Origin of the sequence: Pallidibacillus pasinlerensis (assembly GCF_009996845.1) — a bacterium.
GTDB lineage: Bacteria > Bacillota > Bacilli > Bacillales > Caldibacillaceae > Pallidibacillus > Pallidibacillus pasinlerensis.
Window position 1 is genome coordinate 1 of record NZ_JAACYS010000012.1, and the last position, 14,746, is coordinate 14,746.

General features: G+C 37.2%; 15 protein-coding genes. All 15 read left to right on the plus strand.

Annotated elements, in window-relative coordinates; genetic code table 11:
• Positions 1-388: 388 nt before the first annotated feature.
• Positions 389-1,981, plus strand: coding sequence for a long-chain-fatty-acid--CoA ligase (locus GW534_RS04205; RefSeq protein WP_161919810.1), 1,593 nt, complete (start codon positions 389-391; stop codon positions 1,979-1,981).
• Positions 1,982-2,005: 24 nt separating this feature from the next.
• Positions 2,006-3,181, plus strand: a complete 1,176-nt coding sequence (locus tag GW534_RS04210) for an acyl-CoA dehydrogenase family protein (RefSeq protein WP_161919811.1) — start codon at positions 2,006-2,008, stop codon at positions 3,179-3,181.
• A gap of 86 nt (positions 3,182-3,267) precedes the next feature.
• Positions 3,268-4,032, plus strand: coding sequence for a 3-oxoacyl-ACP reductase FabG (gene fabG, locus GW534_RS04215; protein ID WP_161919812.1), 765 nt, complete (start codon positions 3,268-3,270; stop codon positions 4,030-4,032).
• Positions 4,033-4,040: 8 nt separating this feature from the next.
• Positions 4,041-4,499: a MaoC family dehydratase N-terminal domain-containing protein gene (locus GW534_RS04220; protein ID WP_407670440.1), complete on the plus strand. Its 459-nt coding sequence runs from the start codon at positions 4,041-4,043 to the stop codon at positions 4,497-4,499.
• A complete protein-coding gene (locus GW534_RS04225; RefSeq protein ID WP_161919814.1) occupies positions 4,496-4,897 on the plus strand; it encodes a MaoC/PaaZ C-terminal domain-containing protein in 402 nt (133 codons plus the stop codon). Before GW534_RS04220 ends, GW534_RS04225 begins: the two co-directional genes overlap by 4 nt.
• Before the next feature lie 109 nt (positions 4,898-5,006).
• Positions 5,007-6,233: an acyl-CoA dehydrogenase gene (locus GW534_RS04230; protein WP_161919815.1), complete on the plus strand. Its 1,227-nt coding sequence runs from the start codon at positions 5,007-5,009 to the stop codon at positions 6,231-6,233.
• 34 nt (positions 6,234-6,267) lie between these two features.
• A complete protein-coding gene (locus tag GW534_RS04235; RefSeq protein ID WP_161919856.1) occupies positions 6,268-7,041 on the plus strand; it encodes an SDR family oxidoreductase in 774 nt (257 codons plus the stop codon).
• 44 nt (positions 7,042-7,085) lie between these two features.
• Positions 7,086-8,255, plus strand: a complete 1,170-nt coding sequence (locus tag GW534_RS04240) for a thiolase family protein (RefSeq protein WP_161919816.1) — start codon at positions 7,086-7,088, stop codon at positions 8,253-8,255.
• Between the two features lie 62 nt (positions 8,256-8,317).
• Entirely contained in the window at positions 8,318-9,379 is a 1,062-nt protein-coding gene (locus GW534_RS04245) for a phosphotransferase family protein (protein ID WP_161919817.1), read from the plus strand.
• 43 nt (positions 9,380-9,422) lie between these two features.
• Positions 9,423-10,148 carry a 2-phosphosulfolactate phosphatase gene (locus GW534_RS04250; RefSeq protein ID WP_161919818.1) on the plus strand — a complete coding sequence of 242 codons (726 nt, stop codon included), beginning with the start codon at positions 9,423-9,425 and terminating at the stop codon, positions 10,146-10,148.
• Positions 10,149-10,161: 13 nt separating this feature from the next.
• Positions 10,162-11,028, plus strand: coding sequence for a branched-chain amino acid ABC transporter permease (locus tag GW534_RS04255; protein ID WP_161919857.1), 867 nt, complete (start codon positions 10,162-10,164; stop codon positions 11,026-11,028).
• Positions 11,025-12,008: a branched-chain amino acid ABC transporter permease gene (locus GW534_RS04260; RefSeq protein WP_161919819.1), complete on the plus strand. Its 984-nt coding sequence runs from the start codon at positions 11,025-11,027 to the stop codon at positions 12,006-12,008. The genes GW534_RS04255 and GW534_RS04260 overlap by 4 nt, the downstream gene beginning before the upstream one ends.
• A gap of 15 nt (positions 12,009-12,023) precedes the next feature.
• Positions 12,024-12,788, plus strand: a complete 765-nt coding sequence (locus tag GW534_RS04265; RefSeq protein ID WP_161919820.1) for an ABC transporter ATP-binding protein — start codon at positions 12,024-12,026, stop codon at positions 12,786-12,788.
• The gene (locus GW534_RS04270) at positions 12,781-13,488 is read left to right on the plus strand and encodes an ABC transporter ATP-binding protein (RefSeq protein WP_161919821.1); all 708 of its coding nucleotides are present in this window, start codon (positions 12,781-12,783) and stop codon (positions 13,486-13,488) included. The genes GW534_RS04265 and GW534_RS04270 overlap by 8 nt, the downstream gene beginning before the upstream one ends.
• Positions 13,489-13,523: 35 nt before the next feature.
• The gene (locus GW534_RS04275; RefSeq protein ID WP_161919822.1) at positions 13,524-14,708 is read left to right on the plus strand and encodes an ABC transporter substrate-binding protein; all 1,185 of its coding nucleotides are present in this window, start codon (positions 13,524-13,526) and stop codon (positions 14,706-14,708) included.
• The last annotated feature ends 38 nt before the right edge of the window (positions 14,709-14,746 follow it).

Genomic DNA, 14,746 nt, shown 5'->3' on the forward strand with positions numbered 1-14,746 from the left:
TTGTCTGTAATTCAAAAATGAATTGTTGTAATTTAATTTTAAATTATTGATATTGTAATGTTTTTTGCTGTTATTAATTCACTTTTGAATTTATTTTTTTGAATTTTATGAATTATCATACCGTAAAAGTGATGAAACTCTATTTTTTTATTACGCTGATAATTTTATGTTAAAAAATTAGAATTGCAAAGAATTCAAGTATGACTAGCCTTACATATGAATACAACCACTTCCTTAATGATTTTTTATTTACGGTTGGCACAAGATTTGCATTATATTTAATGACAAAATTTTTCCGAAAAAGGAGGAGCTGCTAAAAAATAATAATTTAATAGTCTTGTTTGAAAACGCTGTCACGAACCAAATTTAAAGAATAGGAGTGATTGTATTGACGAAACGTTGGTATAAACATATTCCTGAAGGGAATCCAGTTGAAATTGATATCCTAGAAATCTCATTACAAGACTTTTTTAAACAATCAGTAGATACGTATCCTAACCATACGGCAATGACATTTTTTCAAAAAACGTTTACATATACGGAATTGAATCAATTGATTCAATTTGCAGCTAGTAACTTAAAAAATGCTGGCATACAAAAAGGTGATCGTGTCGGTATTATGCTCCCGAACTGTCCGCAATACGTCATTAGCTACTATGCAGTTTTATTATGTGGAGCCATTGTCGTTCAAGTAAATCCAATGTATAAAGCCTCTGAATTATTACATGTTTTAAATGATTCAGGTTCTAAAATGTTAATAGTGTTAGACCGTCTGCAACCGTTAATTGATCAGATTAAGGATAAGACAGCTTTAGAACAAGTATATACAGTTAATCTTGAAGGGAAAGATGCAAGTTTTAACCAACTATTACAAAATAGGGGTCTACCGGTTCCGAGTGTGGAAATGAATCCTAAAGAGGATGTGGCAGTTCTTCAATATACAGGTGGGACTACCGGACTATCAAAGGGAGCGATGTTAACTCATTATAATTTAGTCGCAAATACATTACAAAGTGAGGCAACTTCTAAGATAAAAACGAAATATGGTAAAGAAAGAACACTGACAATCTCACCATTATTCCACGTATACGGTATGACTAGTTGTATGCTTTTAAACTTTTATATTGGTGGAAACTTAATTCTCGTTCCTAAATTTGAACCTGAATTAGTCGTAAATATTATTGAAAAAACAAAGCCGACAATTTTTCCTGGGGTGCCAACGATGTATATTGCTCTACTAGACTATTATAAAGAAAAGCGTTTTGATTTAAGTGTGTTAGAAACATGTGTCAGTGGATCAGCACCATTACCAGTTGAAGTAATTAATAAATTTAACGAGGTTAGCGGTACACAAGTTGCTGAAGGATATGGGTTATCTGAAGCTTCACCGGTTACCCATCGAAATCCAATAGTCGGATTGCAAAAGGCTGGCAGTATCGGTATTCCAATCCCGAATACGGATGCGAAAATTGTAGACAAAGATACCGGTACAAAAGAACTTCCTATAGGTGAAATAGGAGAGTTAATTGTAAAAGGGCCACAAGTAATGAAAGGTTACTGGAATAATCCTGAGGAAACAAGGAAAACAATCCGAGATGGATGGCTATATACAGGGGACTTAGCGAAAATGGATGAAGATGGATTCTTTTATATCGTTGGACGCAAAAAAGAACTAATTATTGCAAGTGGTTATAATGTTTATCCAATTGAAGTAGAAGATGTCATTTATACACATCCTGCAGTATTAGAAGCGGCAGTTATTGGTGTGCCAGACAGTTACCGCGGAGAAACGGTGAAAGCAGTTGTCGTTTTAAAAGAAGGGGCACAATTAATAGAAGAAGAATTAATTCAATATTGCCGTGAGAAAATGGCAGCATACAAAGTACCTAGATCCGTTGATTTTGTAAAAGAATTACCAAAATCAGCAATCGGTAAAATCTTAAAAAGAGTATTAGTAGAACAATATGTCAAATCGCAATAAAAAATAAACAAGGAGTGTTAAAAAATGCATTTACGTTTAACTGAAGAACAAAAAATGGTGCAAGAAACAATTCGTAAATTTGTAGAAAAAGAACTGATGCCACTGGAAAACGAAGTGTTAAGAAGGTCATTAGAAGGAAAGCCAGACCTTCCTGAAGGAAAATTAGAAGAGTTACAGGAAAAGGCAAAACAGGCAGGGTTTTGGGGAATTAATACGCCGGCTGAATATGGAGGAGCGGATCTCGGTCAAGTTATGCAAGCGATTGTTACAATGGAAATTTCGAAAACATTTGTTCCATTCCGCTTCGGTGGTTCTGCTGACAATATTTTATATTACGGAAATGATGAACAAAAGAAAAAATATTTAATACCAACGATTAACGGTGAAAAGAAATCATGTTTTGCAATGACAGAACCGGATGCTGGTTCAGATACACGAAACCTTAAAACTACGGCAGTAAAAGATGGGGATGAGTGGGTAATTAATGGTGAAAAAACTTTTATTACCGGTGGAAATGAAGCCGATTTCGTAATGGTAATTGCTGTTACAGATAAAAAAGCCCATGCAAGAAATGGCCGAGATGGTGTTACTTGTTTTATCGTTGACCGTGATATGGGGTGGCGCTCTGAATATATTCATACGATGGGAGATTGGGGTCCAGCAAGTCTCATCTTTGAAAATGTTCGTGTGCCGGAAGAAAATATTTTAGGTGAATTACACGGTGGATATAAACTAGGATTAGAATGGATCGGCTATGCCCGTTGGATTGTAGGTGCTCGTGCTGTTGGGGCTGCGGAACGTCTATTACAAATGGCCATTGATTATTCTAAAGATCGGAAAACTTTTGGAAAACCGATAGCTGATAGACAAGCGATTCAATGGATGATTGCAGATTCTGCTGTTGAAATTGAAGCGGCAAAATGGCTTGTACTAAATGCAGCCTTTACGTTAGACCAAGGAGAAGATAATCGTCATCTTGCTTCTATGGCTAAATTGTACGGAGCCAATATGGCTAATCGTGTTGTAGACCGGGTAATGCAAATTCATGGTGGTATGGGATATACAAAAGAATTGCCAATTGAAAAGTGGTACCGTGAAATGCGATTATGGAGAATCTATGATGGTACGGACGAAATTCAACGTTTAATAATCTCTCGTAATCTATTAAAAGGTCATGTGAAATTAGGAGATTTTATTTGATTATTAACAGTGTATTACGAAATAATTAAAACAGGCTGAATTTTCGATGTTTAGCCAAAACTTAGAATCTACAGGGGGATGTTTGTATGTCAAAACGTTTTGAAAATCGAGTAGCTTTTGTTACTGGAGGAAGTCGTGGAATTGGTAAAGGGATTGCTGAATTATTTTTAGAGGAAGGGGCAAAAGTAGCAATCATTGACATTAACGAAGAAGCTTTAGAAGAAGCAAAAAAAGATTTTGAAAGTAAAGGTTATGAAATCTTTACAAAAAAAGCAAATGTAGTGAATCGAGAAGAAGTTGAAACTGCTATTGCAGAAGTAGTAGAGAAGTATGGTTCACTAGATATTCTAGTAAATAATGCTGGTATCATCCGTGATAATTTATTGTTTAAAATGACAGATGATGATTGGCAAGCTGTAATGGATGTCCATTTAAAAGGATCCTTTAATGCAGCACGTGCAGCGCAAAAATATATGGTTGAACAAAAATATGGTCGAATCATTAATATTTCTTCCACATCTGCTTTAGGAAACTATGGTCAAGCAAACTATGCAACAGCAAAAGCCGGTTTACAAGGATTTACAAAAACGTTGGCAATCGAATTAGGAAAATTCGGCATTACAACAAATGCAGTAGCTCCAGGCTTTATTGAAACAGAAATGACAAAGGCTACAGCGGCTAGAATTGGTGTTCCATTTGATAAATTTATTGAAGCCCGTGCGAATGAGATACCTGTACGTAGAAGTGGAAAACCAGCGGATATTGCCAATGCGGTTGCTTTCTTTGCAGATGAAAAATCGTCCTTTGTTAACGGTCAAGTAATCTATGTTGCTGGTGGACCAACAGTTTAAAGGAGTGGATGAAATTGTCAAAAGAATGGATTGGAAAACAATCAAATAAAGTAAAAAACCGTGTTGACCGTTTACTAGTGAAACGTTTTGCTGAATCAATTGGTGACCTTCATCCATTTTATGTAGACGAAGAATTCGGTGAAAACGCTAGATATGGTAGAAACATTGCACCACCAACCTTTCCACGTACGTTAGATTATGGCGTAATCGAAGGTGTTGAACTACCGAAAAAAGGTTTAATCCATGGTGAAGAAACATACATTTACAATCGACCACTTTTAGTTGATGAAGTAGTTTACTGTTATGCAAAAATTGAAGATTACTATGAAAAAGTTGGTAAAAGTGGCGGTAAAATGGGATTTGTCATCATTAAACGGTTCGGAGAAGATGAAAAGGGTGATTTGATTTTTACTGAAATTCAAAATGTGATTATTACCGAAGCCGTTCGAAAGGAGATGAAAGTGTGAGCATTATTACGGAATTTAAAATCGGTGATACATTAGAAGTGACACTAGACCCAGTATCTCGCTTAGATTTGATTAAATATGCTGGTGCATCTGGAGACTTCAATCCAATTCATACGATTGATGCTGAAGCAAAAAATGCAGGTTTACCTGGAATTATCGCCCATGGAATGTGGACAATGGGAAATTTAAGTAAATTATTTACACCGTATTATGGTGAAGGATTTATTAAAGAGTTTAAAGTACGCTTTGCTAGTATGGTTTTTTTAAATGATATGATCACACTTAGGGCAGAGTTAGAAGAAGAACGGGATGGAGAATTATTATTTAATGTCTCAGCGGTAAATCAAAAAGATCAAGTCGTCGTTAAAGGAACGGTACAATTTACTCGTTATGAATAATTTCTAATTTTATAAAGGCGAACCCCATCTGATAAAAGTGAGAGGGGTTCGGTTTAGGAAGATAATTCAGAGTATTAAAAATATATGTGATTAAAAAGGAGTGAAGGCGTTGATTTTTGAAGTGTCGGAGCGGGCCAAAGATTTTCAAAAGCGGATAACTGAGTTTATGGAGCAATATATTTATCCAAATGAAAAAGTTTATGAAGAACAAATTAATGAATACGATCGTTTTTCTGAAGTACCGCCTATCATAGAAGAGTTAAAAGCAAAGGCGAAGGAACAAGGATTATGGAATTTGTTTTTACCGGATAGTGAGTATGGTGCGGGACTAACAAACTTAGAATATGCGACATTAGCGGAAATAATGGGACGCTCTAGTATTGCACCAGAAGTATTTAATTGCAGTGCTCCTGATACAGGAAATATGGAAGTACTTGTAAGATACGGAACTGAGGAACAAAAGGAAAAATGGTTAAAACCACTGTTAAATGGAGGAATTCGTTCATGTTTTAGTATGACTGAACCGGATGTTGCTTCATCAGATGCTACTAATATTCAAGCAAGTATCGTTCGTGACGGTGATGAATACGTCATAAATGGAACAAAATGGTGGTCATCTGGTGCAGGGGATCCACGTTGCAAAATTGCGATTGTCATGGGAAAAACCGATCCAACCGCACCGAAATATAAACAGCAATCTATGATACTCGTACCATTGGATACACCTGGAGTAACAATTAAGCGTGTTCTAACAGTCTTTGGCTATGATCACGCGCCACACGGTCATGCTGAAATTGAGTTTAATAATGTTCGTGTTCCGGCGTCAAATATTTTACTTGGGGAAGGAAGAGGCTTTGAAATTGCTCAGGGACGTTTAGGTCCAGGACGAATTCATCATTGTATGCGGTCAATCGGGGCAGCAGAACGAGCATTAGAAATTGTATGTAAACGAGTTCAGGGAAGAGAGGCATTTGGGAAAAAGTTAGCAGAGCAAGGCGTCATTCAAGAATGGATTGCCGAATCAAGAATTGAAATTGAGCAAGCCCGATTATTAACGTTAAAAGCCGCTCATATGATGGATACTGTTGGTAATAAAGGAGCAAGAGCGGAAATTGCCATGATAAAAGTCGTTGCTCCGAATGTTGCCTTAAAGGTAATTGATCGAGCGATTCAAGCATTAGGAGCTGCTGGAGTAAGCCAAGATTATCCCCTTGCAGCGATGTTTGCTAATATTCGTACGTTAAGAATTGCCGACGGTCCAGATGAAGTACATAGGAGAACTGTTGCGAGATTGGAATTGAAAAAATATGCAGAGCCTGAAAAAGTTAGTCGTTAAAAATCAACATTGAATTTTATAGGAGGAGAATATGATGCATGTCACGGAACTTTTTAGTTTAAAAGGAAAAACGGCTATTGTAACTGGTGGTGGACGGGGACTCGGTGAACAAATGGCCATTGCTTTTGCAGAAGCAGGTGCTAACGTTGTAGTTTGTTCACGTAAAGTTGAAAATTGTGTTGAGGTAAGTGAAAAATTAAAACAGCTCGGTGTCGAATCGTTAGCATTAAAATGTGATGTTACAAATCCAGATGATGTAAAACAAGTTGTAGAGGCTACTTTAGAGAAATTTGGAAGTATCGATATTTTAGTAAATAACAGTGGTGCAACATGGGGATCGCCTGTTGAAGAAATGCCACTAGAAGCATTTCAAAAAGTCATTAATGTAAATTTAGTTGGAACGTTTCTCATGTCTCAGACTGTTGGCAAAATAATGATTGAACAAAAGGCAGGTAAAATTATTAACATCGCTTCTGCAGCGGGACTTCGCGGTTCGAATCCGGAAGTGATGAATACGATTGGTTATAACACAAGTAAAGCAGGTGTCATTAATTTTACGAGGGATCTTGCAGCTAAATGGGGGAAACATAATATTCATGTAAATGCGATTGCCCCGGGCTTTTTCCCGACAAAAATGTCGAAAGTATTACTCGAAAAATACGGAGATAAAATTTTAGATGGTACACCGTTAGGACGATATGGAACAGATAAAGACATAAAAGGAGTGGCTCTATTTTTAGCTGCGCCAGCTTCAGATTTCGTTACCGGCGAAGTAATTGTAGTCGATGGTGGAGCGCTAACTTATTAGGAACATAGGATAGTAGTTTTTGAAAAAGGGAAGGAGAATGTAATGTGGGTAGAGAAGCGGTGATTGTATCAGCAGTTCGTACAGCAATTGCAAGACAGGGGCAGTCGTTAGCTACTGTCCCTGCCCACGTATTTGGAGCGGAAGTAATTAAGGAAGCTGTTAAACGTGCAAAAATTGAGGCAGAACAAATTGATGATGTCATTTTTGGTAATGTGTTAAGCGGTGGTGGAAATATTGCTAGGTTAACAGCTTTGCAAACAGGATTATCCATAAACATTCCAGGTTTAACTGTTGATAGACAATGTGGTTCAGGGATTAATGCGGTTGCTTTAGCTGCCCAAGCAATTCGAGCTGGTGAAGGAGATATTTATGTTGCTGGTGGAACGGAAAGTATGAGTCGGGCACCGTACTTAATGGACCGCCCTGAAAGGCCATATAGTCCTGCACCTCCACAATTTCGCAAGTCTCAATTATCGCCGAAAGAAGTTGGCGATCCACCGATGGGAATTACAGCGGAAAACTTAGTGGAAAAATATAACATATCCCGTGATGAACAGGATGAATTTGCTTTAAAAAGTCAACAGAAAATGGCAATAGCCATGGAAGAAGGTCGTTTCGATGAGCAAATCGTTCCGATTACAGTGCCTGTCCGGAAAGGTGAGCCGTATATCTTTGATAAAGATGAACATCCACGGCCAAATACAACGATAGAAGCACTAGCTAAACTTCCACCAGCCTTTTTAGAAGGAGGAACCGTAACTGCAGGAAATAGTTCAGGCTTAAATGACGCAGCCTCAGCTCTTGTAGTCATGTCGAGTAGTAAAGCAAATGAACTTGGCTTAAAACCGCTTGCTGTTGTTCGAGAAACAGCAGTTGCTGGTGTCGATCCAAATATTATGGGAATTGGTCCAGTACCTGCAGTTCGCAAAGTGTTAGCGAAATCGGGTCTAGGTTTACATGATTTTGACTTAATAGAGTTAAACGAAGCTTTTGCTGCACAAGTAATAGCCGTAAACCGAGAATTAGATATGGACATAGATAAGTTAAATGTTAATGGTGGTGCGATTGCTCATGGACATCCACTAGGTGCTACCGGTGCAATTTTAATAACAAAGGCGGTATATGAATTACAACGGAGAAATGGAAAATATGCATTAATAACCGCTTGTATTGGTGGAGGCCAAGGAATTGCTACGATTATTGAGCGGGTTTAAATATAAAAGAAGAGCACTCTATCGGAAGTGAATACAGAATATTCTGGAAAGAGGTGTTTCATATGCTCTCAGAAACGATACCTATTCGGGAAGGCGAGGAATTGGATGAACAGAAAATTATACCTTTTATAAAAGAGCATATCAAGGAGTTACCCAAGGATGCTCCCGTTTCTATTAAACAATTTAGTGCAGGTCGCTCAAATTTAACCTATTTAATTAAAATCGGGGAATGGGAGGCTGTTTTACGCAGGCCTCCTAACGGTCCAGTTGCTCCAAAGGCCCATGATATGGAACGGGAATATACAATTTTAAAAGAGGTCTACCAATTTTTCCCAGCAGCACCGACACCGTATTTATTAGCAGATGAATCGATTATCGGCCGTCCATTTTTCCTAATGGAGAGAAAAAAAGGAATCGTACTAGATGAAAAATTACCAGATTATATTACTGAAACGAAACAATTGGGCAAACAGATCTCCGAGAAAATGGTTGATACATTAGTGCAATTGCACAGTATTGACTATACGAAAACTAAGCTAGTAACGATGACAAAACCAGAAGGCTTTTTAGAGCGACAAGTACATGGTTGGATTAAACGTTTTGAAATGGCAAAAACAGAAGAAGTAGCACAATTTGAGAAATTAAAACGATGGCTCGTTTCCAATATCCCACAATCACCGGAACCAACGATTATTCATTATGACTACAAATTAAACAATATTATGTTTAATGATGATTTAAATGAAATTGTTGGTGTATTCGATTGGGAAATGACAACGGTAGGTGATCCGCTAGCAGATTTAGGAGTCGTTTGTGGTTACATTATTGAAAAAGATGACTCGGAGTTGTTAAAACAACCAGATGAACAAAGACCATTAACAGCAATGCCTGGTTTTATGACGAGAAGAGAGTTTATCGAAAACTATGCTAAGAAAAGTGGTCGCGATGTTCGACATATGAACTTTTATTTAACCTTTGCCTATCTAAAATTGGCTGGTATTTTACAACAAATTTACTATCGTTATAAAAAAGGACAAACGAAAGATGAGCGGTTCAAATATTTGAATGTGTACGCGAAAAATTTAATTCAGTATGCGATCGAATTGACGAGTGAAAAGTTTTAATTGAGGTAGATTTTACCGAAAAGTTAAACTTGAGGTGCTATAAATGGGAAAAATCCATGTGCTTTTAAAAAAGGAAGAACTCGAACTGGAAAAAATAAACAATGAAAAAATTGTTGTCGTCTTTGATATTTTACTTGCCACTTCAACGATAACAACTTTACTTGCTCACGGCGCAAATGAAGTAATTCCAGTTTTGAATTTTGAAGAGGCGATTAGTGAGGAAAAACAGCGAAACGATGAAAATATCCTAAAAGTCGGTGAATATCGAGGTAAACCAATTGATGGTTTTCTTTATCCCTATCCACGAAGCTTAAAAGAACAAGTAAATGGAAAAACGATTATTTTATCAACAACAAATGGAACGGTAGCAATAAAAAAAGCAGCCAGAGCAAAAAAGATTTACGCTGCTTCATTACTAAATGCAAAAGCAGTAGCAGAAAAAATTTTAGATACGTATGCTGGTGAAACGATTTTATTAGTTTGTGCAGGATCCTTTGGTCGTTTTAATATTGAAGATTTTTATGGAGCGGGCTTTTTCATCGAATGTTTACAACAACTACATAAAAATTGGGAACTGACGGATGCTGCATTAACGGCTCATCTAATATTTAAAAATAATATTCATCAAGGAAATGTTATATTAAAAAAATCTAGAGTCGGTCAAAAAATTATTGATCTTGGATTTGAACATGAAATCGATTTTATTGCCCAAAAAAACCGTTACGATGTTGTACCAGTTTTAAGTGAAAAAGTAAGTCTCGTTACTTAAAGGGGGGATCAGTCTGGAGACTCTCATTCAACAGTTATTTAATGGTTTAACCGTTGGAAGTATATATAGTTTAGTTGCCCTGGGATTAACGTTAGTTTATGGAATATTACATATTCCTAACTTTGCCCATGGGGCACTATATATGTTAGGTGCTTATATTACATTAACGATGATGACGGCACTTGGTGTTCACTACGTTATTAGTATCATAGTATCTATTTTTGTCGTTGGAGTTGTCAGTGTTTTGTTAGAACGTCTTGTTTTTTTTCCATTAAGGGAAGCCCCTCCGATTCAAGATAAAGTAGCAGCCATTGGTATCTTGCTTTTCCTAGAAGCTTTAGCGCAATTGATTTGGGGCCCCCATTATTTACAAATGTCAACACCGTTTAACCAAGTCATTGCGATTGGTGGTTTAACGATCACGTTGCAACGAATTATTATTGTTATTACAGCCGTTACCGTTATGATTCTACTTTGGCTATTTTTAAAGAAAACATATATGGGAGCAAGTATTATGGCGATGGCCCAAAACCGCGATGGGGCATCTTTAGTCGGAATTAATACGAATAAAGTGGCAATGATTACGTTTTTCATTGCCGGTGGTCTCGCAGCTATTGGAGCATCTTTAACATCGCCTATTAATCTTGTTTTTCCAGGGATGGGACATCTCGTTATTTTAAAAGCCTTTGTCATTATTATTCTAGGTGGGATGGGAAGTGTACCCGGTGCCATTTTAGGCGGTTATATACTCGGATTTACAGAAGCAATCGGTGCAACATATATTTCCAATGACTATAAGGATATTATTGCGTTCGTACTTCTCGTTATTATATTAACCTTTAAACCACAAGGAATTTTTGCAAGGGAGGAGTCGAAATGATATTTTCTAACAAGCGAATAATCATTCCATTACTAATTGTTGTAGCACTACTCTTCCCGTTCATCGTACCAAATCAATACTATATTTATATTATGACTCTATCATTTATTTGGATTATTGCCGTATATGGCCTAAATATAGTTGCTGGTTATACTGGGTACTTGTCACTGGCCCATGCAGGATTTTTTGCTATCGGAGCTTACTCGATGGGTATTTTGACTACGAAAGTAGAAATGGGGTTTTGGCTCGCGTTTATTTTATCTCCCATCATTACGATGATCATTGGTTTATTCATAGGTCTATTTGCTTTACGAACTAAGGAACATTTCTTTGCCATTTATACATTATGTGTAGGTTATATCATTTACTTAGTCATAGATAAATGGGAAAGTTTGACAGGGGGGGTAAGAGGATTAATCGGGATACCACCACTACCGAATATTGGTCCGATTGAACTATCTGATCCGATTTATCGTTATTACTTTGTTTTACTCATTCTCCTACTAAGTATTTTTGTGATCTATCGGATTATTAACTCACTCGTCGGGAGGACGTTCACAGCCATTCGTAATAGTGAGAATCTAGCATTAGCTTTAGGGATATCGACAACGGTGAATAAATTACTAGCTTTTGTTTTATCAACGTTTTTCGCAGGTTTAGCAGGAGTACTTTATGCAGTCTTTATCCGCTTTTTAGGACCTGAAATCAGCTCAACAATTATTATGTTTGATTTATTAACCTTCCTTATTGTCGGTGGTATAGGTACATTTGCCGGCCCTGTTGTCGGAACATTGTTAATTGTTTGGGTGTCGCAATCGCTCCAGTTTCTTGAAGAATATCGTATGTTAGTTTTCGGTCCGATTTTAACGTTAATGATCATATTCTCACCTTATGGAATTGTAGGTCTCTTTAAAAATATTAGTGCGAAAAGGAAAGTGAAAAAAGTAAAAGTTCCTATTGAAACAGAAAAAGGAGCATAAAGGGGGGAGTCATCATTGTATCTCGAAGTTAAAAAGCTAACAAAACGGTTTGGGGGCTTAGTTGCTGTAAAAGAAGTGGATTATTCAATTGAAAAGGGAAAAATTAATGCAATCATCGGTCCGAATGGTGCTGGTAAGTCAACTTTTTTTAATTTAATTAGTGGAATGCTGAAACCAACTTCTGGTCAAATCCAATTTAAAGGTCAAGATATAACCGGTTTGCCAGCAAATAAAATTGCGAAACTCGGAATTTCCCGTACATTTCAAACAACGACCCTTTTTGAGCGTGCTACGGTATTTGAAAATGTAGTTGTCGGTTATCGTTTACGAACGAAAACAAATTTATTTGATGCTATCTTTCATACCCCGCGCTTTAAACGTGAAGAGGAAGAAAGTAAGGAAAAAGCGATGGAAGTACTTCAGTTTACTGGATTAATGGATGTTGCAGATCAAGTCGTAGCTAATATTTCGCAAGAGGAAAAAAAACGAACGGCCTTTGCTTTGGCTCTTGCAACGGACCCTGAATTAGTATTTTTAGATGAACCAACGGCAGGAATTAATCCCGAGGAAACAGATCAACTCTCACAGTTAATAGTAGATATGGCAAATAAAGGAATTACAGTATGTCTCATCGAGCATAAAATGCAGATGATTATGCAACTTGCTGAGAATATCATGGTGTTAAATTACGGTGAGAAAATAGCGGAAGGCACACCTCAAGAAATTCAAAATAATGAACAAGTAATTAAGGCGTATTTAGGAGGTAGTGTCAGTGCTTAAGTTGGATAATGTAACTGTAAAATATGGAAAATATGCGGCAATCCGTGATGTGAGTTTAACTGTGGAGAAAGGAGAAATTGTTGTTTTATTAGGTGCAAATGGTGCAGGTAAAACAACAACATTTCGGACGATCAGTGGGTTAAATCAACTTGCAGGAGGAAAAATTATATTTGAAGACTTAGAGATTCATAGGAAATCACCGAATAAAATTGTCGAGATGGGCATTGTTCATTGTGCTGAAGATCGAAAACTATTTCCTCAAATGTCTGTACAAGAAAATTTAAATTTAGGTGGATATGTCCATCGGAAAAACAAACAACAAATTAAAAATAGTATGAAAGAAGTTTATGACTTATTTCCAATCCTTTATGAAAAAAGAGATGATCCAGCTGGTTCACTAAGTGGGGGGCAACAACAAATGTTAGCAATTGGTAGAGCCCTCATGGCCAAGCCGAAACTCATGCTACTTGATGAACCATCCATTGGGCTTGCCCCATTAATCGTTGAACAAATGTTTGAAAGTATTCAACAAATTAATAAAGAGGGAACTACAATTTTGTTAGCGGAGCAAAATGCCAATGCAGCATTAAGCATTGCTAATCGGGGATATGTTTATGAAAACGGCAAAATTGTCGTACAAGGAAGCTCACAAGAATTATTTGAAAATGAAGAGGTTAGAAAGGCTTATATTGGTGCTTAATTAAATTTTAAGTAAATGAATAAGGGGGAAAAATAATGATTAAGCGCTTGCTAATGAGTTTTCTACTTATTCCAATGCTATTGTTAGCTGCATGTGCTCAAGGAAGTAGTGGAGGAGATGGTAGTAGTAGTGGAGGCGGAGATAAGGTAGTCACCCTTGGTTTTACTGGACCGCTAAGTGGACCGGCTGCATCATATGGAGAAAAGACATTACGGGGAATTGAAATGGCGATTGAAGAAATCAATGGAAATGGTGGATTTGAAGTAAATGGTGAAACGTACACATTGAAAATCGAGTCTTTAGATGACCAATATTTACCGAATGAAGCCGCAGCGAATGCCCAACGTCTCGTTCAAGAAAGTCAAACACCGATTATTTTCTCACCACATAGTGGTGGTATTATGGCAATGCAAGTTTTTAATGAACAAGATGAATTCATCATTGCCGGATATTCTAGTGAACCAGCCATTACGGAACAGGGGAATTCATTAACGGTTCGTATCCCACCTCGTTATGATGGATATCTTGAGCCATTTACAGAATATTCAATGGAGCGATTTGGAACGAAACTTGCGTCAATTCCAACGGTAACACAATACGGTCAAGATTGGGCGAACGCTTTACTTCCACATTGGGAAGCAGCTGGTGGAGAAGTTGTCCATGAATCTTCCGTTGATTTTTCAAAGGATACGGACTTCTTTACGATTTTAACCAATGCTTTAGAAAGCAATCCTGACGTATTATTTATTGGTGGGCCATCAGAACCAACTGCAAAACTTGCTCAACAAGCAAGGGAGCTAGGGTTTGGAGGTGGATTTATCATTATGGATCAGGCAAAATTAGACGAGATGAAATTAGTCGTTGGGGATTCCTATGAACTATTAGAGGGCTCGATTGGCACGATGCCACTCATCCATTCCGAATTCCCAGGAACACCACAGTTTGTTGAGAAATATCGTGAAAAATACAATGAAGATCCCGGTTCAGAAGCCGGATACCATTATGTATCCGTATATATTTTCGTAGAAGCGATGAAAGCTGCGGGCAATGTTGAGGATGCAAAGGAAATTTATGCACATATCCAAGACGGGTTAGATAATCTCCCTGAAGATAAACAAGTATATGTAATTGAAGAAATCGATGAAAATGGTGGTTTTGTCATGACAGTTCGTGTTGCAGCTGTAGAAAATGGTGAAATTATTGAAATCACAGCAGACTAAAATCTATATAACTTTTAATCATTTATTGTCTTAATTAG

Bases quoted from the DNA above. Each gene is read 5' to 3' on its own strand.
- GW534_RS04220 (WP_407670440.1), top strand. From the start codon at position 4,041: ATGAAATTGTCAAAAGAATGGATTGGAAAACAATCAAATAAAGTAAAA.
- GW534_RS04260 (WP_161919819.1), top strand. From the start codon at position 11,025: ATGATATTTTCTAACAAGCGAATAATCATTCCATTACTAATTGTTGTA.
- GW534_RS04235 (WP_161919856.1), top strand. From the start codon at position 6,268: ATGCATGTCACGGAACTTTTTAGTTTAAAAGGAAAAACGGCTATTGTA.
- fabG (WP_161919812.1), top strand. From the start codon at position 3,268: ATGTCAAAACGTTTTGAAAATCGAGTAGCTTTTGTTACTGGAGGAAGT.
- GW534_RS04245 (WP_161919817.1), top strand. From the start codon at position 8,318: ATGCTCTCAGAAACGATACCTATTCGGGAAGGCGAGGAATTGGATGAA.
- GW534_RS04210 (WP_161919811.1), top strand. From the start codon at position 2,006: ATGCATTTACGTTTAACTGAAGAACAAAAAATGGTGCAAGAAACAATT.
- GW534_RS04250 (WP_161919818.1), top strand. From the start codon at position 9,423: ATGGGAAAAATCCATGTGCTTTTAAAAAAGGAAGAACTCGAACTGGAA.
- GW534_RS04275 (WP_161919822.1), top strand. From the start codon at position 13,524: ATGATTAAGCGCTTGCTAATGAGTTTTCTACTTATTCCAATGCTATTG.